Raw genomic sequence first — 19,270 nt, forward strand, 5'->3', positions numbered from 1 at the left:
GTGACTTCACGCCCGTTTGCTGTGACTATGGGGGAGAGTATTTGGACACCGTTTTCCTCGAGCTTTTGGTAATCTTCGTACTGATCATCTTCAACGGCTTCTTCGCCTGCTCCGAGTTCGCCATCATCTCCGTCCGCAAGAGCCGCATCGCACAGCTGGTCAGCCAGGGCGACCGGCGAGCCATGCTGGTCGACGCCCTGCAGAAAGATCCCCACCGCCTGCTCGCCATCGTTCAGATCGGCATGACCGTCATCGGTTCCACCGCCTCGGCAGTCGGTGGCGTCATCGCCGTCGATTACCTGCGGCCGCTTCTGCAAGCCTCCGAGATTGCCATGGTGAGAAATGCGGCCGAACCCTTGGCGGTCACCGCCGTGGTCGCCACCATCTCCTACCTGCTGCTGATCCTGGGCGAGCTGGTCCCCAAGAACATCGGGCTTCAGTACTCCGACACCATGGCGCTCTCGGTGGCCAAGCCGATCACCTTCATGGCGAAGATCGCCGGGGCGCTGGTCTGGCTCCTGAGCCTCTCCAGCCGCGCGGTGTTCGTCCTCTTGCGCCTCAAGGGGGAGCGGCGCGGGTTCATGACCCGCGAGGAGGTCCAGCACATCGTCGCCGAAGGGCACGAGAGCGGCATCTTCAGCGAGACCGAGCACACCTTCATCGAAAACCTCTTCGACTTCACCCATACCTCGGTCCGCGAGGTGATGGTCCCCCGTACCCGCGTGGTCGCCTTCGATCTCAACCTCCCGAAGGAGGAGATCCTCCAGGGGGTGCTGGACAACATGTACTCCCGCTACCCGGTCTACCTCGGCAGCATCGAGGAGACCGTCGGCTTCATCCACGGCAAGGATCTCCTGGGGCGGATGGTGCGGGAGCCCGACTTCGACATCCGCTCCATCGTGCGTCCCCCCGTCTTCGTCCCGGAGGGGAAGAAGGTGAGCGAACTTTTGAAGGAGATGCAGAAAACCCGGGTCCACATGGCGTTCGTGGTGGACGAATACGGCGGGATCAGCGGGATCGTGACCACGGAGGATCTCCTGGAGGAGCTGGTGGGGGAGATCCAGGACGAGCACGACGTCGGGGAGCCTTCCACCGTGCAGGTGATGGCGGACGGCAGCCTGCTGGTCGATGCCCTCATTTCGATTTCCGACCTGGAGGATCTCTTGGAGATGGATCTGGGGGAGGATCTTCCCTACGACACCCTGGCGGGGCTGATCCTGGACCGGCTGGGTGGTTTCCCGGAACAGGGGGTAACGCTGGAGCTCGGAGATTTCCGGCTGACCTGCGAGGAGGTGACCCGGACCGGGATCTCGACGGTCAGGATACAACGGGTGAAAAAGGAAGAGGAGGAGGGTTAGAATCCCTCCCCCTCTTTTTTTTAGCGGGCCATCCGCTCCAGGCGGGCGATCCTCTCCTCCATCGGGGGATGGGTGGAGAAGAGCTGGGCGATCCCGGCCGCGGTCAGCGGGTTCACGATGAAGAGGTGGGCGGTGGCCGGGCGGGCGTCCTGCATGGGGAGCATCCGGCTTCCGGCTTCGAGCTTCCTGAGCGCGTTGGCGAGCGCCAGCGGCCTCCCCGACAGCTTGGCGCCACCCTCGTCGGCTAAGTACTCGCGGGAGCGGGAGACCGCCAGTTGGATCAGCATCGCGGCAATCGGGGCGATGATGGCCATGGCCAAGGCACCCGCCACGCCGCCCCCCTCGTCGTCGTCACTTCGGGATCCGCCGAAGATGGCCCCCCACTGCAGCATGTTGCCGATCATGGAGATGGCGCCCGCGAGGGTGGCCGCCACGGTAGAGATCAGGATGTCGCGGTTGGCCACGTGGGTCATCTCGTGGGCCATCACCGCTTCGAGCTCCTCTGGCGAGAGGATCCTCATGATCCCCTGGGTGGCCGCCACCGCCGCGTGCTCGGGGTTTCTCCCGGTGGCGAAGGCGTTGGGGCTGTCGGAGGGGATGATGTAGACCCGCGGCATGGGAAGCCCGGCGCGGGAGGTGAGCCTCCGCACCATCTGGTAGTAGGCGGGCTGTTCCGCCTCGGTGACCTCCACCGCGCCGTACATCCTCAAGACGATCTGGTCCGAGAACCAGTAGGAGAAGATGTTCATGCCGCAGGCGAACACGAAGGCGATCATCATCCCCCCGCGGCCTCCCAGGGCGTGCCCCATCGCCACCAGGATGAGGGTCAGCGCGGTCAACAGGAAGGCAGTCTTTACTCTGTTCATCGTTTTCCTCCAACGTTGGTAGGGGAACAAAAAAGACCTTTACCCGGAATGCGGTTCCGGATAAAGGTCTTGCCTGCACTGACGTGAGTCCCTGCCCCGCGTCCGGGCCGTAAGCCCTTCATGACGAACCGGCGGGCCGGCCCTCGATGGGCCGGTTGCTACTCCCCTTACATCACAGCTGAAATATAATTACTGCCCCCTCTCCTGTCAACCCCCGTTCGGCTGCTCAACACTCCTAGCAGCCGATGCGGTCGGTCAGGAGGATCGCTTCGGCCAGCTGCCGCATGGAGATCCTCCGGTCCATGGCGAGCCGCTGCATCCGGCGGAAAGCCTCCGCCTCGGTCAGCTTGTCCCGCTCCATGAGCCTCCCCTTGGCCTTCTCGACGATCTTCCGCGCCTCGATGTTCTCCTTGAGGCTGGCGACCTCCTCCTTGAGCTTTTCAACCCGGCGGGCGGCGGAGAGCGAGAGGACCATGGCCGCCATCAGCTCTTCCTCGCGGACCGGCTTGGCAAGCACGGTGGAGATCACCGATTCCCCCCAGGTCTGGACCTCTTCGAGGTCCTGGGTCTCGGCAATCATGATGATGGGGATGCTGAGCTTTTCCCACAGCCTCTTGACCTGGCCGCTGATCTCACGGTCTCCGGGGAGGTACTCAACCACGGCGATGTCCGGCCGGCAGATCACCGCCTCGGAGAAAAAATCTCCCGAGGTGGGGACTAATATTTCAGCAAATCCTTTGGCCGGCAGCCTCTTTTTTAGGCTGGCCAGCAGCTTCTCGTCGCGAATGTGCAAGACCGTTTTTCCCATGTTATCTCTCCCTTTACGACGATTCGTACCGCTTCGTTGCGGGCGTGACGGAGGTAGAGGAGCACAAAGCGTTCCAAAACGGGAAAGCGGTGCTATAACTTTCTGGAAACCCACCCCTCCCAGTGACGTCACCGCGCGCCGCCGGGGAAGCCGGAGCGGAAACCCTCCCTCACCCGGCCTTCGGCCACCCTCTACCCTGAAGAGGCGGGGGACGCCTTTTCTGCTCTTCCCTCGCCCCGGTTGGGGGAAAGGGACCGCGGCGAGGGAAGGGGGGATAGGTGCGGGGATAGGTGCGGGGGCGAGGGCTGGGATTAGCCGATGGCTCGAACGCGATGGGGGCTGGTAGAACCTCTGTTTTCTCTCACGTTTTCGGCGATGGTGCCGATTAAAACTAAATGATGCCGAAGGTTCGGTGCCTTCGGCCACTCCTCTTTCAGGTGGACCCATGCGCTTTCTCTCAGCACCGGCAAGTTCTCATAAGCGGCGCAACAAGGCGTGGATTCTCTTCCCCCTCCTTCTCTTCCTGGCCGGCGTTTGCGCGGCCCTCTTGCTGCGCGACTACCACGCCGCCCTCTCGGTGGTCCTTTTGTCGGCCGGTGCCGCGGAACTTGCCTGGCTAAGCTGGCGGCGCCACGTCGATGCCGCCGCCAACCGCTACGAGGAGATGGTCCGCATTTCGCAGCGGATCGCCCGCATCGGGAGCTGGGACTGGGACCTGGTCAGCGGGACGCTCGACTGCTCCGACGAGATCTGCAGCATCTTCGGGCTGGAACCGGACCGGACCCCGCACAGCTACCCCGCCTACCTGGCGCTCCTTCCCCGTGACGACCGCGAGATCCTCGCCGCCGCCATCCGTGAGGCGCTCGGGGCTGCCGACGCCGGTTTCGCGGTCGAGCACCGGGTGGTGCGCCCCGACGGGACCGAGCGCTATCTGTACGAGGCGGGGGAGGTCATCCACGACGGGAGCGGAGCGGCGGTCCGGGTGGTGGGGGTGGTGCATGACATCACCCAGCGGAAGGAGGCCGAGGACGCCCTTTTCTTCGAGAAGCGCTACCGTGCCCTCATCGAAAACCTCCCCCAACGTATCTTTCTCAAGGACCGCAATTCGGTCTACCTCTCCTGCAACTCGAGCTTCGCGCGCGAGCTCGGCAGGGTGCCGGAGGAGATCTTCGGCAAGACCGACCACGACCTCTTCCAGGAGTCGCTCGCTACCAAGCGGATGGAGGACGACGCCCGGGTAATGGCGGCCGGCTTCCCGGTGGAACGAGACGAGCGGCGGGTTCGCGACGGGAGCTGGGTGAGCTCCTCGCTGGTCCCTTTGAAGGACGACTCCGGGCAGGCGTACGGTCTGCTCGGGGTGCTCACCGACATCACCCGCAGGAAACGGGCGGAGGAGCAGCTCAAGGAGAGCGAAGAGCGCTTCCGCAACACCTTCGAACAGGCGGCGGTCGGGATCTTCCACCTCGCCATGAACGGGGTGATGATCAGGGTCAATCCCTGTTTCTGCGACATCCTTGGCTTCACCCCCACCGACCTTTTGGGCCGCACCCTGGACGAGACGGTCCATCCCGAGGATCTTGCCGCCGAGCGGGAGCAGACGGCCAAACTGCTGGCCCGCGAGATCGAAAACTACTCGATGGAGCTTCGCCAGCTGCGTAAGGACGGCTCGCTCGTCTGGGTGAACCTCACCAAGTCCCTTCTGTGCGGCGAACGAGGGGAGCCGCGCTACCTGGCCGGGGTCGTCGAGGATATCACCGCCAAGCGCGAGGCCCAGGCGCTCCGGCGCGAGCGCGACCTGGTACAGGCGGCGAGCCGCGCCAAGAGCCAGTTTTTGGCCGGCATGAGCCACGAGATCCGCACCCCGATGAACGCCATCATCGGGCTGGGAAGGCTGGCCCTGCAGACCCAGCTGACCGCCAAGCAGCGCGAATATCTTGAGAAGATCTGCTCGTCCGGGCAGACCCTGCTGGATATAATCAACGACATCCTGGATTTTTCGAAGATCGAGGCGGGGAGGGTGGAGCTGGAGAGGACGGAGTTCTCCCTGGCGGACGTTCTGGCCACCATCTCGGACCTCTTCAGCGTCAAGGCGCAGGAGAAGGGGATCGCCTACCGGATCCTGCTCGATCCCCAGCTTCCGGCCCGGTTGCTGGGGGACCCGCTCAGGCTCACCCAGGTCCTGAACAACCTGGTGGGGAACGCGGTGAAGTTCACCGAGCACGGGGAGGTCACCGTCGAGGTGAGAATGGCCCAGGCGAAGGAGGACGAGGTTGCCGTCCGCTTCCTCGTCAAGGATACCGGGGTCGGCCTCTCCGCCGACCAGATCGGCAAGATCTTCACCCCCTTCACCCAGGCCGACAGCTCCACCACCCGCCGCTACGGAGGGACCGGCCTCGGGCTCTCCATCTCCACCCAGCTCGTGGAGCTCATGGGGGGAGAGCTCAAGGTGCAGAGCGAGCAGGGGACCGGAAGCAGCTTCTATTTCACGGTCAACTTCGCCCTTCAGGCCGCCGGAGAGCGCCCCGAGCCGGCGGGGGAGACGGAACCGTCGCTGCGGATGCTGGTGCTGGACCGGGACGAGGATTCCCGCGAGCGCCTGAAGGTGATGGTGGACGGATTACCCCTCTCGGTGGTATACGTCTCTGACCTGCCGGAGACGCTGGCAGCGCTGGAGGAGAGCTGCCAGCCGGCGGCGTTTCCTTTCGACCTGGTGGTGGTCGACCTCGCCTCCGCCGGGGAGGAGGGGATGCTGGCGGTGGCGCGCGATCTGTCGCTTCGGCAAGGGGAGTGCCCTCCGGTGCTGGGGATGGTCCCCCCGGAGCGGATCGGGGAGATGAGTGGAAGACGCGAGGAATTCGGCCTGAACGTGGTCATCGCCTCTCCGGCCCGCCCTTCGGTGATGCTGGACGCCATCGTCCGCTCCCTGGCCCGCCCCGGCAGCTCCCCCGAGGAGGCTACCGGCCATCAACCGGCGCCCGCCTTGCCGGAGCCGGTTGCCGAAGAGGCCGCCCTGGCGGAGGAAGGTCCCTGGGACCCGGACCGGTTGGGTGAGGAGGCCGCGAAGCTTGAGCGGATGCTTATCCGCAACAGCCTGGACGCCAAGCGGCAGTTCGCGGTATTGCGCACCGGCCTTCCGGGAACCCGTTACGCGGGGGAACTGAAGGCCCTCGAGCTCTGCCTGGAGAGGCTCGATTTCAAGAAAGCAAGGCAGCTGCTGGCCCAGCTTCCGGTCCAGCCCTGTGACCCCGATTCCGAGGGAAAGGAACCCGCATGAGACGGCAGAACGTGCTGATCGTCGACGATACCCCCGCCAACATCGAGGTGGTGAGCGAGAGCCTGGGGGACGAGTACGAGATGATCTTCGCCACCAGCGGTGCCGAGGCCCTCGAGCTCATCAAGGCCGACAAGCCGGACCTGATCCTTCTGGACATCATGATGCCCGGCATGGACGGCTACGAGGTATGCAGCATCCTCAAGAAGGACCCCGCCACCCGCGACATCCCCATCATCTTCGTCACCGCCATGATCCAGGAGGAGGACGAGATCAAGGGGCTCGAGCTGGGAGCGATCGATTACATCACCAAGCCGATCACCCCGCAGGTGGTGCGCGCCCGGGTCAAGAACCACCTGGAGATGAAGCGCTACCGCGACCTTTTGGAGAACCTTTCCACCGCCGCCGACCGGACCAAGAAGGAATTCCTGAGGGGGGTGAGCCACGAGCTCCGCACCCCGCTCACGCCGATCATCGGGATGACCGACCTGGTCCTCACCAGCGAGCAGGACGACGAGAAGAGGAAGTACCTGTCGCTGGTCCAGAAGGCGGCCATGAAGCTTTTGGGGCTGATCGAGGACCTGATCGAGACGAGCCGGCTGGAGGGGGACGAGGTGCGCCTGGAGACCCGTCCGTTCAAGCTCGCCCCCTTCCTGGAGGGGATCGTAGGAGAGCTGCAGCCGCTGGCCGCCTCCAAGAAGCTCGCCCTGAAGGTGGACGTCGATCCGGAGCTGCCCCCGGCCGTGGTGGCCGACCAGGGGATGCTGCACAAGGTCCTGTCGGTGCTGGTGGGAAACGCGGTGAAGTTCACCGCCGAGGGGGACGTGACGGTCTCGGCCCGGCGGGAAGCCGGCGGCCAGGGCTTCGTGGTCCGCTTCTCGGTGGCCGACACCGGGATCGGCATCGGCGAGGAGGACCTGGAGAGGATCTTCAACGATTTCACCCAGTCCGATGGCGCGGTCACCCGTGCCTACCCGGGCCTCGGGCTCGGCCTCACCCTGGCCCGCCGCATCATCGAGATCATGGGGGGGAGGATCTGGGCCGAGAGCCGTCCCGGCACGGGCTCCATCTTCCACTCCGAAATACCGCTCGTGCTCCCGGAAGTACCCGGCGAGCCTTCATCAACCGGCCTTGAGAGGACCCCGTGACGTTTCCGTTTGCCCCCGCTTCCACCCCGGCCGAAAAACCCCGCCGCCATATCCACGTCGCCTGCGCGATCATCGAACGCGATGGTCTGGTGCTGGCCGCGCTCCGCAGCGCCTCCATGAACCTGCCGCTTAAATGGGAATTTCCGGGAGGGAAGATCGAGGAAGGTGAGAAGCCCGAGGAGTGCGTGAAACGGGAAGTTGCCGAGGAGATGGAGGTGGAGGTCGAGGTCGGCAGAGCCCTCACCCCCCATACCCACCATTACCCGGCCTTCACCGTCACCCTTTACCCCTTCGTCTGCCGGATCCTCTCCGGCGAGATGGTGCTGCACGAGCATTCCGAGGTCCGCTGGCTCCCCGCGCCGGACATGCACGAGCTCGACTGGGCCGACGCCGATTTTCCCATCATCGAGGAGTACCGGGGAAGTATCTAAGAGAGGCAGGAATCGGGTTCCCCCCTAAGCGAAGGGGGGACAGGGTGAGTAAGCCGGGGAAGGGGATGTGTAGATGTGTAGGCCGCGTTGAGGCACGAAACGCGACAGGTTCAGCCGCAGGTCTAAAGTTCACCCGGCGGCTTTACAGCGAAAAATCGAGCGAGTCGTCCATCAGGTCGTAAAGGTCCTCGAACTCCTCGGAAGCTACTTCCAGCAGCGCGGTCTCCGGCAGCTCCTTCAGGTCGATGGTCTCGTCCTTCACCAGCCCGATTCCCTTCACCTTGCAGACCGCGTTCACCAGCCGCACCGCCGTAAGCACCGAGTCCGTGGTGTCGAAGTTCGCGTCGTGGTGGTTGGCCACCACGTTGTAGTAGATCTTCGGCATGTTCCAGTGCTGCATCAGCCGGCATCCCTGCTCGACGTGCAGTTCCTCGAAGATCTCCAAAAGGAGGCTCTCCTCCAGCGCCGCCTGTGCCACCCCCGCCTTGTTCAACCGTTCCAGTGCCTTGAGAAGATAGAGCTTGCCGATGTCGTGCAGAAGACCGGCCATGTACGCCTGATCGGCGTGGTGCGGGTAGCCGGCCGCCCGGATGAGCCAGCGGCTCCCCACCGCGCAGGCGTGGCTGTGCTGCCAAAGCGACTGCATGAAGCCGTTGATGACCGGGTGATCGGAGACGTGGATGCTGGCCTGGGAGGCCGCCATGGCGAGGTTCGACACCTGTACGGCGCCAAGCCGTATCACCGCGTCCTTGATGGTCTCGGTGCGGACCCTCCCCATGTAGACGGTGGAGTTGGCCATCTTGAGGATCTGCCCGGCCAGCGACTGGTCTTCGTTGGCGAGGGAGATGACCTCGTCGATCTTGTAGTCGGGAGTCTCCAGGAGATGCTGGAGCTTGATGGCGATAGGGTGGAAGACCGGAAGCTCGATCGGCTGGATGGTCAGCAGACGCCGTATGGTGAGTGAGATTGCCATGTCGGGACCTTCCTTACGTTGCCTCGTTGAACGGCTACTGAAAGTTTAAGCGTAACTGGGCCTTCTGACAAATGAATCGCCGCTGCCGGCCTCCCCCCCACCCTGGCCCTCCCCCTCAAGGGGGGAGGGGATGAGGGGAGTTTTACAGGGAGCCGCCGCAGAAGGCGCAGACGTTAAGCCAGCTGTTGATCTGCTCCTGCTGCTCGGGCCATCCGGCACCCAGCCTGAGTTTCAGGAAGGTGGCGAAGAGGGAGTCGAACAGCTGGGTCCCCTTCTCGAGGAGCGCCATCCTTTCGAAGAAGACCGCCTCGCGCTCCATCGCCTCGTCGGTGGAGCTGTCCTTCTCGATCTTGACCGAGGGGGATTTGTAGGAGGCGAAGTGGAAGAGCTCGCCCTTGAGGGTCAGCTTCCAGTGCTCGTCCTCGGTGGTCTCCAGGTGCAGCGTCGCCTCGGTGATCTGCTTGCGGTTCAAGAGGGCGCTTCTCACCTCGTTGAAATGGTCCTGGGGACCCGCCACGGTGATCTTCTGGGCGCCGTTCTCGCCCGCCCCGAGAAGCACCAGCCGGTCGTCCAGGTAGGCCACGAACGGCTCCTTGTCGCCGAGGATGCCGGGCTGATTGACGCTGTACTCGGATGCCTCGTTCATGGTCTGGTACATGAGCCAGAGCAGGAAGTCGCTCCCGAGCCACTGGTTCTCCTTGATGAGGTCCAGGTAGTTGTCGCTGGTCGCCTTGTTGGCCTGCCCGAGGAGCACCCGGTTGCCGTCGTCCAGCACCCCTTCCGCGCGGGCGTACGGGTGGAAGGCGGAGAGGCGCAGCCCCTCGAAGGTCTTCTTGAAGAGGTCCTCGAACAGCTCGATCGATTTGGCGGAGAGCGAGGTGAAGGTCAAGAGGCCGCTCCCGGTGTCCCAGACCGCGTCGTAGGTGGAGGGGGTGGGAAGGGTCTGGGAGAGGAGCATGCCATGCACCGCTTCTTTCAGGTCCTCGCGCTTTTGCTTGGGGACCTTGGTGAAGTTCGGGTTCTCGGCGAGGAACTTCTCCTCCTCCCGCTCCAGGTGGGCCTTCAGGATGGCGGAGGGGACCGAACGCTTGTCGCGGCGCAGGGTGAACATGATGAAATTGTCACGGCGGCAGCAGGCCGGGGAATCGAAGTCGAAGGAGCGGGGATCGTCCAGGTGGACCCAGCCGACCGAGAGCTCTTCGCTCCCCTGGTCGATCGGGTTGAAGCGGTTGGCCGCCAGTTGCTTAAGACTCCAATCGAAAAGGTTCTCCTGGGGGAACTCCCCCTGGACCTTGAAATGACATACGCTTACCGTGTTCGACAAAATACCCATCTAATGAATCTCCTTCGGTGGTTGCTGAATTGGTTCCCCGCTATTGCGGGGGAGAGAATGGATACACCTTTTCCCGCTGGGGGGCAAGACTAATTTCCCCGGTCCAGCAGCCGCGCCTTTTCCTTGGCGTAGTCGCCGGCGGAGAGCGCTCCCCGCTCGAAACGCCCCTTGAGTGAGCGGAGCTCTTCCTCTATGCCCGCCTGCCCCGGCTCCGCCTTTTTCCGCTCCTTGAGCCTCCTCGCCTCGCTCTTGATATCGATGAGGTCCATCTTCAATTCGGCGTTGCCGTACCAGTGGGCGTAGGCCGGGTTCTGGTGGTAGGCCCCCTTCACCGTTTTCGCGTAGTCGTACTTCTTCATCTTGAAGAAGAGCCGCTCGATGTGGGAGGTGTCCTCGTAGAGCATCTGGGCGTCGGTCACCAGCTGGAAGCCGCTCAAGGGGTGGGGCGGGCGATGGTCGGGCATCGGGTCGAGGAGCCCCAGGGTGTTGAGATCCAGGATCGTCTCCTCGGCCTCCTTGAGGATCGCGAGGCTCTGGCTTCTGACCGCGTCCCCCTGTTCGAGCTCGCGGCGGGCGAAGGAGGGGGCGTGGCAGCCGCTGCAGATCTTCACCATCTCGTCGCGGGCCTTGGCGCGCTGGCCGGCGGGGTAGGGGACCCCTCCCGAGTTCATGGTGATGCCGGACGAGACGTTATGGGTGCCGGCGGGCATGTGGCAGCTCTGGCAGTCCGGCCCGAGCTTGCGGCCGGCGCTTTTGTTGAGGATGCCGTGCTCCGAGGTCTGCCACATCTCCCACTGCGGATGGTCGGGACCCATGTGGCACTTCGCGCAGGAGGCCGGGTCGCGGGCGATGGCGAGGTCGGTGGAGTGCTTGGAGTGGCAGCTGTCGCAGGAGCCTTCCACCATGTGGCAGGAATTGCACCCCACATGGGCCATCTCCGAGGACTGCTTAAGGAAGCGGGCGCACTGGACCAGGGTGGAGGGTGCCTCGTCACCCTGGCGGTGGCAGAACCGGCACTCGTCCTTCTTGCGGTCGGGGAGGTTCCGGGTACACCCCCAGCCGGTGTGGAGTCCCAGCCCGTGGCGGCTCGCCTGGTGTTCCTTCGTGGCCTTGGGATGGCAGGGGGCGCAGCGGGTCAGGTCGACCTTGGCCTCTCCCTTGAGGATCCGGTCGTGGTCGCTGCCGTGGCAGCTTTCGCAGCCGATGCCGGCCTTGCCGTGGGCGCTTTGCCGCCACTGCGCAACCGCCGCCGGGGTCTTCTCCGCGTGGCAGCCGACGCAGCTCTCGGCGGCGAGGAGCCCGGAGGGGAGGGCCAAGCCGATGGCGGCCAAGAGGGTAACCATGAGGGGCGCGGTCATCTTCATTTCACGAGCATCCTGCCGCGCCGGTCGCGGTATTCCTTCTCCTCGATGAGCCCCTGCGCGCGCAGGCGCCTGAGTTCCAGGAAACGGGCCGGATCGGTAGGCCGGGGAGCCCTCTTCATTTCGTTGAGGCCGCTCAGCCGGTAGAGGGTCCCGTTCCAGCTAAGGAGAAGAGCCGAGCCGTCGGGGAGGAAGACTCCCCTGGTCTTTTCGGGGAAGTAGGCGGTCCGGTTCCCGTCCTGGTAGAGCCGGCCGTCCAGGTAGAGGTAGCTCCCTCCCGGGGAGATGGCGGGGAAGGCCCCGGCCGACGGCCAGGCGTAGATCTCCTTCCCGTCGGGGATGGTTACCCGGCGCGACATCCCCTGGCCGTTGCCGATGAGGAGGGTGTCGCCGTCGGGGAAGTAGAGAAGGGCCTGGGAGTTGACCGAGGTGTCGGCGACCTCCGAGGTGCGCCCGGTGGCGAGGTGCCGGGTGATCACCTTCTGGTACGGGGTGAACATGGGGGGATCCCGCAATACCGTGTAGGCAATCTCGTCTCCGAACGGGGAGGCGGCGAGGTTGCGGTTTTGCAGGATGGCCTCGTCCGGGAGTTTGCTCAGCGGGGGGCGCAGGGTAACCGAACCGACCATCTCGGAGACGGGGGAATTCTTCCCGTCCCACAGGAAGACGACGGAGTTGACCAGCGTCCCGAAGCTGTAGCGCTTGAGTTCCAGCGCGAGGACCGCCAGCCGGCCGCCCCCCGTCCACGCGAGCGCCGCCGCCTGGGCCGGGATGCTGCTCTCGGCCACCGTCTTGCCGCCGGTGTCGAAGATCCTCAGATCGGTCCTGGCTCCTTCGGCCGGGATGGCCACGGCGAGGCGGTCTCCCTCGGGGGAGAAGGCGAGCGCGCTGGCAGGCAGCGGGGTGACCTTGACCGGCTCTTGCTCCTTGTCGAGCGCGATGAGCTTCACCCCGCCGTCGGAGATGACGGCCGCCTGGCCCCGGGAGCTGATGGCGAACGGCTTGCCCGTATCCGCCTTGCCGATCGCGGAAAGCTGGTACGGCTCGGGGATCTGGGAGAGTTCCTTGAGCGTGGCCGAACACCCGGTGAGGGTGCTCGCGGCGAGCAGCAGGAACAGGATGAACAGGCGGTATGAGGACATGCGGCGCTCTCCTTTCATGAGGCGGCCAGTCTACCGGAATTGGCGCGGCAAGACAACGGCTAGATGCGGAGGTATTGTGGTACAATGCCGGAAGTGCCTTTTCTCATGTGGGAAGGCGGCAGGGGGGATTCATGCAGGTGGTTTTAATGCAGATGCGGCTCGCCCTCATGAGCCGCACCCTGAAGGAGAAGCGGGCGATCGTGAAGAGCGTCCTCGGGCGCGCCCGCAACCGGTTCAACGTCTCCTGCTGCGAATCGGGGCTGCACGACCAGCCGTGGGATGCGGAGATAGCCTTCGTGATGGTGACCGATACCTTCACCCGCGGCAAGAGCGTCATGCAGCAGCTGGAGAGCTGGCTCGTGGAGGAGCGTCCCGACGTGGAGATCACCGACGTCCAGGTGGACGAGCTTTGAGATGTGATTAGGGACTAAAATATGGTAGCTTCCGCTGGATCCGAATCCAGCTCGATGGAGTGATAGATGGCTCAAGAGGAACTCAGCAAACTCTCGATCGACAAGGGGCGCTATGCGGCCGCTCCGGGGGGAAGCCGCCGCCGGGTGTGGGTGTGGATCGCCGTCGCGGTGCTCCTCCTCTCCGCCGCCGCCTGGCGTATCGCCCTCCTCCGCAGCGTGGAGGTCGAGGTTGCCACCGTCTCGCTCGTCTATCCCTCCCAAGCGGTCTCGCTCTTGAACTCCAGCGGTTACGTGGTCGCCCAGAGAAAGGCCGCCGTTTCCTCCAAGGCCACCGGCACCCTGGCCTGGCTCGGGGTGGAGGAGGGGAGCGTGGTCAAGAAGGGGGAGCTTTTGGCGCGGCTGGAAAGTAAGGACGTCTCCGCCAGCCGGGACCAGGCCGCCGCCAACCTGAAGGTGGCCCGCGACCAGCTGGTGCAGGCCCAGCTGGAGGAGAAGGATGCCCTCACCAATCTCCAGCGCTACAAGGAGCTCCTCTCGCAGGGGATCGTCGCCAGGAGCGATTACGATACCGCGAGGCTCCGTTACGGCCGTGACGTCGCCGCCACCGCCGCCGCCCGCGCCGCGATAAAGGCCGCCGAATCCGCCCTCAAGGGGGCCGAGGCCGGGGTGGAATACACCGAGATCAGGGCCCCCTTCGACGCGGTCGTGCTGACCAAGAATGCCGACGTGGGTGACATCGTCTCCCCGCTGGCCGCCCAGGCCAACGCCAAGGCGGCCGTCCTCACCCTGGCCGACATGAGCTCCCTCGAGGTCGAGGCCGACGTCTCGGAGGCGAGCCTCGCCAAGGTGAAGGCCGGGGAGCCGTGCGAGATCCTGCTCGATGCCCTGCCGGATTCCCGTTTCAGGGGAGAGCTCCACACCATCGTCCCGACCGCCGACCGCTCCAAGGGGAGCGTCATGGTGAAGGTCCGCTTCATCGACTCCGACAAACGGATCCTCCCCGAGATGAGCGCCAAGGTCGCCTTCCTGGAGCGTCCGGTGGAGAAGGGGGGCGGCACCCCGAGGATCGCGGTACCGCCGGCGGCCGTGGCCAGCCGGGGAGGTAAAAGCGTCGTCTTCGTGCTCTCCGGAGACCGGGTGGCCGAGCGCCCGGTGACGGTGGGGGCGAAGATCGGCGACCTGGTGGAGGTATCGAGCGGCCTTAAGGCAGGCGAGCGGATCGCGGTCAAGCCGCTGGAAAAACTGCACGACCAATCCCGCGTGAAGGTCCCGGAAAAGTAACCATGGAATTGGAATCCTCCCACCCCCCCATCGTCTCCATCCGTAACCTCTCCAAGAGCTACCGCCGGGGAAACCAGGTCATCCCCGTGCTCTCCGGCATCAGCTTCGATATCGCCCGGGGCGAGTTCCTGGCGCTCATGGGCCCCTCCGGCTCCGGCAAGAGCACCCTTTTGAACCTCATCGCCGGGATCGACTCGGCGGACCAGGGGACGATCGAGATCGGCGGGGTGGAGATCTCCCGGTTGAGCGAGAACGAGCTGGCCCATTGGCGGGCTTTGAGCGTCGGCTTCATCTTCCAGTTCTACAACCTGATCCCGGTATTGACCGCCTTCGAGAACGTGGAGCTGCCGCTTCTTTTGACCCCCCTCAAGCGGGCGGAGCGGCGCGAGCACGTGGTGGCGGCCCTCTCGGTGGTGGGACTTTCCGACCGGATGGATCACTACCCGGGCCAGCTCTCCGGGGGGCAGCAGCAGCGGGTGGCGATCGCCCGCGCCATCGTGACCGATCCCGACATCCTGGTGGCCGATGAGCCGACCGGCGACCTCGACCGTGCCTCCGCCGAGGAGATCCTTCTGCTCATGGACCGGCTGGTACACAGCTCCAACAAGACCATCATCATGGTGACCCACGATCCCCGGGCGGCGGAGAAGGCGCATCTCATCCGGCACCTGGAAAAGGGCGAACTGAGTGAAACCTGATGGGCATTCCCTATTCCTACAGCTTTCGTAACCTCTGGACCCGGCGGCTCACCACCGTGCTGACCGCGAGCGGGATGGGGCTGGTGGTGTTCGTCTTCGCCGCCACCCTGATGCTCGCCGAGGGGCTCCAGAAGACGCTGGTCGAGACCGGCTCCCGCGACAACGTGGTGGTCATTCGCAAGGCCGCCAACTCCGAGGTGCAGAGCGCGGTGGAGCGGGACCAGTCGGCGCTTTTGACCACCGACCCGGCAGTGGCGGTGGGGAGCGACGGGAAGCCGCTTTTGGCCAAGGAGCTGGTGGTACTCATCAACCTGAAGAAGAGGGCGGGGAACAAACCGGCCAACGTGGTGATCAGGGGGATCGGGGAGGAGTCGCTGGCCCTTCGTCCTTCGGTGAAGCTGGTGGAGGGGCGGCTCCCGCGGCCCGGCTCGTCCGAGGTGATGAGCGGGAAAAGCATCGCGCGCAGGTTCCAGGGGTGCGGGCTGGGGGAGACCATCCGGTTCGCGATGCGCGACTGGAGGGTGGTGGGAGTCTTCGATGCGGGCTCCACCGGGTTTTCCTCCGAGATATGGGGAGACGTCGACCAGATGATGCAGGCCTTCCGGCGGCCGGTCTACTCCTCGCTGATCTTCCGGCTGCGGGACACCAACGAGTTCGACAGCTACAAGGCGCGCGTCGAGGGGGATCCCCGGCTGACCGTGGAGGCCAAGCGGGAGACGCGGTACTATCTCGACCAGTCGGAGGCGATGGCGACGTTTCTGCGGATCCTCGGGATGGTGCTGACCGTGGTGTTTTCCATCGGGGCGGTGATCGGGGCGACCATCACCATGTATGCCGCGGTGGCCAACCGGGTGACCGAGATCGGTACCCTGAGGGCGCTGGGGTTCCAGAGGAAGAGCATCCTGGGGGCGTTCATCCTGGAGTCGCTGCTGCTGGGGCTTTGCGGCGGGATATTGGGGGTGGTGGCTGCGTCGTTCATGCAGCTCATCACCATATCGACCATGAACTGGCAGTCGTTTTCCGAGCTGGCCTTTTCGTTCACGCTCACCTTCGGGATACTGTGGAAGTCGCTGCTCTTTTCGATGGTGATGGGGTTTATAGGCGGCGTGCTGCCGGCGTTCCGGGCGGCGAGGATGAACATCGTCGAGGCGCTGAGGGCAACGTAGAGTCAAAACTCAATAGAACACGGATGACACGGATGTAGCGGATTAACGCGGATAAGACTAAAAACTTTAAGGTAAAAACAAAGTCAAAACCAATAGAACACGGATGACACGGATGTAACGGATAAAGGCGGATCAGGCAAAAAACTTTAGGGGAAAAGCAGAAACAAAACCTTGAGGGGGGCACCAAAGACGAATCCTTTTATTCTTCACGGTCCATCGCTTCATGCTTTTGACGTTGCCTTAACACTAAAAGCCTTTGCTTGATCCGCCTTTATCCGTTCGATCCGTGTCATCCGTGTTCCCTGTTGTTGCCTTTAGGATTTAGATTTATGTTCTTCCTCAAATACATCCTTCGCAATCTCTTCCGGCACCGCCTGCGCTCTATCCTTACGGTGGTGGGGGTGGCGGTGGCGGTGCTGGCCTTCGGGCTCTTGCGCACGCTGGTGGGCCTCTGGTACTCGGGCGCGGAACATGCCTCCGCCACCCGCCTCATCACCCGTAACGCCATCTCGCTCATCTTCCCGCTCCCGGTCTCCTACCTCGAACGGATCCGCGCCGTCCCCGGCGTCACCGAGGTCTCCTACGGCAACTGGTTCGGCGGGATCTACATCGACGAGAAACACTTCTTCGCCAACCATGCGGTGGAACCCAAGAGCTACCTCGATCTCTACCCGGAGTTCGTCCTCTCCCCCAAGGAGAAAAACGACTTCCTCCTCGACCGCAAGAGCTGTATCGTCGGGGCCCGGCTCGCCAAGACCTACGGATGGAAAATCGGCGACCTCATCAACTTGAAGGGAACCATCTTCCCCGGCCAGTGGGAGTTCGTCCTGCGAGGGATCTACCACGGGGCGGAAAGGTCGACCGAGGAACGGGTGCTCCTTTTCCACTGGGACTACCTGAACGAGTCGGTCAGAAAGACGACTCCCCTAAGGGCCGACCAGGTCGGCTTCTACATCATCGGGGTGAAAAGCCCCGACAAGACTTCGGAGGTGGCCCTCACCGTCGACTCCCTCTTCAAGAACTCGCTGGCGGAGACGCTGACCGAGACGGAGAAGGCTTTCCACCTGAGCTTCGTTTCCATGACGGAGGCGATCATGGTTGCCATCCAGGTGGTTTCCTACATGGTGATCGCCATCATCATGGTGGTGGCCGCCAACACGATGGCCATGACGGCCAGGGAGCGGATCGGGGAGTACGCGACGCTTAAGACGCTCGGCTTCAAATCCGGCCACCTGGCTTTCCTCGTCTTCGGGGAATCCATCGCCCTCTCGCTTCTTGGGGGCATTCTCGGGGCGGTGCTGACTTTCCCTGCCTCGCGCTGGATCGAGGTGGAGCTGGCCCAGTACTTCCCGTACTTCAGCGTCTCCAAAGAGACCCTCGCCCTCGAAGTTCTCTCGGCCTTGCTGGTTGGCGTGGTTTCAGGTATCTTCCCCACCTGGCGCGGCGCCACCATCCGCATCGCCGATGGGCTCCGCCGGATAGGTTAGGCTCAGGTTCCCTCCCCCCTTGAGGGGGAGGGTCAGGGTGAGGGGGAGGCCGGCTTCGGCACTCCGTGGATGCTTCCCCCACCCCCTAACCCCCTCCCTCAAGGGGAGGGGGGAGGCCTTGTAGGTAAAGCCCCCTTTTAACAAGGGGGGAGAGCTGCATCTTTCCTGGAAGGTGAGTAGCATCTCGCTAGTCCGGGAGAGTGTAGGGTTGTCATAATCTGGTTGTGGTATGCTTCTACAACCATGTCGTCTATTTCCTAGGAGGGTTCCTTTTGAAGTTTCTCCGTTTTCCGACCGACAAGATCGTCTGGCTTTTGCTGATCGTTTCCCTCATCCTCTATCTCACCGAGTACTCCTTCTTCGGCCATGGCAACGACATCGTCTTCAACTTCTTTTCCAACGTCGCCTTCCTCCCGGTATACGTCCTCTTCGTGACGCTCATGATCGAGCGCGTGCTCAAAGAGCGCGAGCGCGAGGCGATGATCAAGAAGCTCAACATGGTCATCGGGGTCTTCTTCAGCGAGGTCGGCACCGGACTCCTCCACAAGATCCTGCAGTTCTACGCCGACGGCCAGGAGATCTGCCAGCGCCTGCGCCCCTCGGTCAAATGGAAGGCCGCCGATTTCGAGGCCGCCCGCGAGCTCGTAAGAGGACAGAACGTCGATGTCGACTCCCGCCTTGGCGACTTGGCCGAAATGAAGGCCTTTCTCGCCGAGAAAAAGGGGATCATGCTGGCCCTTCTCGAGAATCCCAACCTGCTCGAGCACGACGCCTTCACCGACCTCCTCTGGGCCGTATTGCACCTGGCCGAGGAGCTGCAGGCCCGCCGCTCGCTCACCGGTCTCCCCGAAACCGATCTGGATCATCTCTCCGGAGATATCAAGAGAGCGCACACCCATCTCCTCATCGAGTGGATCGCCTATCTCAAACATCTCCACGACGATTACCCCTACCTGTACTCCTTGGCGGTCAGGATGAACCCGCTGGACCCCAACGCCAGGGCAGAGGTCGTCTAAAGCAGGGCTCGGTCGCCCAGTTGCCGCTCCGTTCGCCCAACTGGAGCTCCGTTCGCCCAACTGGAGCTCCGTTCGCCCAATTGGAGCTCCGTTCGCCCAATTGGAGCTCCGTTCGCCCAACTGGAGCTCCGTTCGCCCAATTGGAGCTCCGTTCGCCCAATTGGAGCTCCGTTCGCCCAATTGGAGCTCCGCTCGCCCAATTGGAGCTCCGCTCGCCCAATTGGAGCTCCGCTCGCCCAATTGGAGCTCCGTTTGCCCAACTGGAGCTCCGTTCGCCCAATTGGAGCTCCGTTTGCCCGATTGGAGCTCCGTTTGCCCAATTGGAGCTCCGTTTGCCCAATTGGAGCTCCGTTTGCCCAACTGGAGCTCTGTTTGCCCAATTGGAGCTCCGTTTGCCCAATTGGAGCTCCGTTCCGCCCAATTGGAGCTCCTGTTCGCCCAATTGCCGCTCCGTGTGCGTTTGGGCCTCCGGCAAAAAATGGTTTGCCGTGAACTGATCGGCCAACTGCCGGTGGGAG

16 protein-coding genes are annotated in these 19,270 nt (G+C 63.7%); 10 read left to right on the forward strand and 6 right to left on the reverse strand.

What is annotated here, in order from left to right; all coding sequences use genetic code 11:
* Positions 1-41: 41 nt before the first annotated feature.
* The gene (locus L4X63_RS09735; protein WP_250678435.1) at positions 42-1,358 is read left to right on the forward strand and encodes a hemolysin family protein; all 1,317 of its coding nucleotides are present in this window, start codon (positions 42-44) and stop codon (positions 1,356-1,358) included.
* Positions 1,359-1,378: 20 nt separating this feature from the next.
* Here the strand turns inward: L4X63_RS09735 and htpX are convergent, their stop codons facing one another.
* Both htpX and L4X63_RS09745 read right to left on the reverse strand, forming a co-directional pair.
* Positions 1,379-2,224: a zinc metalloprotease HtpX gene (htpX, locus tag L4X63_RS09740; protein WP_250678436.1), complete on the reverse strand. Its 846-nt coding sequence runs from the start codon at positions 2,222-2,224 to the stop codon at positions 1,379-1,381.
* Positions 2,225-2,459: 235 nt separating this feature from the next.
* On the reverse strand, positions 2,460-3,032 hold the full coding sequence (locus L4X63_RS09745; RefSeq protein ID WP_250678437.1) for an ANTAR domain-containing response regulator: 573 nt from the start codon (positions 3,030-3,032) through the stop codon (positions 2,460-2,462).
* A gap of 445 nt (positions 3,033-3,477) precedes the next feature.
* On the opposite strand from L4X63_RS09745, the gene L4X63_RS09750 reads away from it, so the two are divergent.
* From L4X63_RS09750 to L4X63_RS09760, 3 genes are read left to right on the forward strand one after another with little or no spacing between them, the layout of a single operon-like run.
* The gene (locus L4X63_RS09750) at positions 3,478-6,306 is read left to right on the forward strand and encodes a PAS domain S-box protein (RefSeq protein WP_250678438.1); all 2,829 of its coding nucleotides are present in this window, start codon (positions 3,478-3,480) and stop codon (positions 6,304-6,306) included.
* Positions 6,303-7,451 (forward strand): hybrid sensor histidine kinase/response regulator, encoded by a 1,149-nt coding sequence (locus L4X63_RS09755; RefSeq protein WP_250678439.1) that lies wholly within the window; start codon positions 6,303-6,305, stop codon positions 7,449-7,451. The genes L4X63_RS09750 and L4X63_RS09755 overlap by 4 nt, the downstream gene beginning before the upstream one ends.
* Positions 7,448-7,882, forward strand: coding sequence for a (deoxy)nucleoside triphosphate pyrophosphohydrolase (locus L4X63_RS09760; protein ID WP_250678440.1), 435 nt, complete (start codon positions 7,448-7,450; stop codon positions 7,880-7,882). Before L4X63_RS09755 ends, L4X63_RS09760 begins: the two co-directional genes overlap by 4 nt.
* 142 nt (positions 7,883-8,024) lie before the next feature.
* Here the strand turns inward: L4X63_RS09760 and L4X63_RS09765 are convergent, their stop codons facing one another.
* The 4 genes from L4X63_RS09765 to L4X63_RS09780 all read right to left on the reverse strand — a co-directional run bounded on the left by L4X63_RS09765 (position 8,025) and on the right by L4X63_RS09780 (position 12,691).
* Positions 8,025-8,855, reverse strand: a complete 831-nt coding sequence (locus L4X63_RS09765) for an HDOD domain-containing protein (protein WP_250678441.1) — start codon at positions 8,853-8,855, stop codon at positions 8,025-8,027.
* Between the two features lie 142 nt (positions 8,856-8,997).
* Positions 8,998-10,188, reverse strand: a complete 1,191-nt coding sequence (rdgC, locus tag L4X63_RS09770; RefSeq protein ID WP_250678442.1) for a recombination-associated protein RdgC — start codon at positions 10,186-10,188, stop codon at positions 8,998-9,000.
* Between the two features lie 89 nt (positions 10,189-10,277).
* A complete protein-coding gene (locus tag L4X63_RS09775) occupies positions 10,278-11,552 on the reverse strand; it encodes a multiheme c-type cytochrome (protein ID WP_250678443.1) in 1,275 nt (424 codons plus the stop codon).
* The gene (locus tag L4X63_RS09780; RefSeq protein WP_250678444.1) at positions 11,549-12,691 is read right to left on the reverse strand and encodes a WD40 repeat domain-containing protein; all 1,143 of its coding nucleotides are present in this window, start codon (positions 12,689-12,691) and stop codon (positions 11,549-11,551) included. The genes L4X63_RS09775 and L4X63_RS09780 overlap by 4 nt, the downstream gene beginning before the upstream one ends.
* Positions 12,692-12,822: 131 nt before the next feature.
* Between L4X63_RS09780 and L4X63_RS09785 the strand changes: the two genes are divergently transcribed.
* The 6 genes from L4X63_RS09785 (at position 12,823) to L4X63_RS09810 (ending at position 18,752) form a co-directional block, all read left to right on the forward strand.
* Complete coding sequence (locus L4X63_RS09785; RefSeq protein WP_250678445.1) at positions 12,823-13,104, forward strand: DUF503 domain-containing protein; 282 nt, start codon at positions 12,823-12,825, stop codon at positions 13,102-13,104.
* Between the two features lie 66 nt (positions 13,105-13,170).
* On the forward strand, positions 13,171-14,385 hold the full coding sequence (locus tag L4X63_RS09790) for an efflux RND transporter periplasmic adaptor subunit (protein ID WP_250678446.1): 1,215 nt from the start codon (positions 13,171-13,173) through the stop codon (positions 14,383-14,385).
* A 2-nt stretch (positions 14,386-14,387) separates the two neighbouring features.
* Entirely contained in the window at positions 14,388-15,083 is a 696-nt protein-coding gene (locus tag L4X63_RS09795; RefSeq protein ID WP_502799904.1) for an ABC transporter ATP-binding protein, read from the forward strand.
* On the forward strand, positions 15,083-16,249 hold the full coding sequence (locus tag L4X63_RS09800) for an ABC transporter permease (RefSeq protein ID WP_250678447.1): 1,167 nt from the start codon (positions 15,083-15,085) through the stop codon (positions 16,247-16,249). Before L4X63_RS09795 ends, L4X63_RS09800 begins: the two co-directional genes overlap by 1 nt.
* Before the next feature lie 329 nt (positions 16,250-16,578).
* On the forward strand, positions 16,579-17,736 hold the full coding sequence (locus L4X63_RS09805; protein WP_250678448.1) for an ABC transporter permease: 1,158 nt from the start codon (positions 16,579-16,581) through the stop codon (positions 17,734-17,736).
* Between the two features lie 272 nt (positions 17,737-18,008).
* A complete protein-coding gene (locus L4X63_RS09810) occupies positions 18,009-18,752 on the forward strand; it encodes an MJ1433 family protein (RefSeq protein ID WP_250678449.1) in 744 nt (247 codons plus the stop codon).
* The last annotated feature ends 518 nt before the right edge of the window (positions 18,753-19,270 follow it).

The organism is Geomonas sp. Red32 (genome assembly GCF_023652955.1).
GTDB lineage: Bacteria > Desulfobacterota > Desulfuromonadia > Geobacterales > Geobacteraceae > Geomonas.

What these genes read in the sequence shown, in the direction of transcription:
- L4X63_RS09765 (WP_250678441.1), bottom strand. Translation starts at nt 8,855, where the DNA reads ATGGCAATCTCACTCACCATACGGCGTCTGCTGACCATCCAGCCGATC.
- L4X63_RS09755 (WP_250678439.1), top strand. Translation starts at nt 6,303, where the DNA reads ATGAGACGGCAGAACGTGCTGATCGTCGACGATACCCCCGCCAACATC.
- L4X63_RS09745 (WP_250678437.1), bottom strand. Translation starts at nt 3,032, where the DNA reads ATGGGAAAAACGGTCTTGCACATTCGCGACGAGAAGCTGCTGGCCAGC.
- htpX (WP_250678436.1), bottom strand. Translation starts at nt 2,224, where the DNA reads ATGAACAGAGTAAAGACTGCCTTCCTGTTGACCGCGCTGACCCTCATC.
- L4X63_RS09750 (WP_250678438.1), top strand. Translation starts at nt 3,478, where the DNA reads ATGCGCTTTCTCTCAGCACCGGCAAGTTCTCATAAGCGGCGCAACAAG.
- L4X63_RS09785 (WP_250678445.1), top strand. Translation starts at nt 12,823, where the DNA reads ATGCAGGTGGTTTTAATGCAGATGCGGCTCGCCCTCATGAGCCGCACC.
- rdgC (WP_250678442.1), bottom strand. Translation starts at nt 10,188, where the DNA reads ATGGGTATTTTGTCGAACACGGTAAGCGTATGTCATTTCAAGGTCCAG.
- L4X63_RS09795 (WP_502799904.1), top strand. Translation starts at nt 14,388, where the DNA reads ATGGAATTGGAATCCTCCCACCCCCCCATCGTCTCCATCCGTAACCTC.
- L4X63_RS09780 (WP_250678444.1), bottom strand. Translation starts at nt 12,691, where the DNA reads ATGTCCTCATACCGCCTGTTCATCCTGTTCCTGCTGCTCGCCGCGAGC.
- L4X63_RS09775 (WP_250678443.1), bottom strand. Translation starts at nt 11,552, where the DNA reads ATGAAGATGACCGCGCCCCTCATGGTTACCCTCTTGGCCGCCATCGGC.
- L4X63_RS09800 (WP_250678447.1), top strand. Translation starts at nt 15,083, where the DNA reads ATGGGCATTCCCTATTCCTACAGCTTTCGTAACCTCTGGACCCGGCGG.
- L4X63_RS09805 (WP_250678448.1), top strand. Translation starts at nt 16,579, where the DNA reads ATGTTCTTCCTCAAATACATCCTTCGCAATCTCTTCCGGCACCGCCTG.
- L4X63_RS09790 (WP_250678446.1), top strand. Translation starts at nt 13,171, where the DNA reads ATGGCTCAAGAGGAACTCAGCAAACTCTCGATCGACAAGGGGCGCTAT.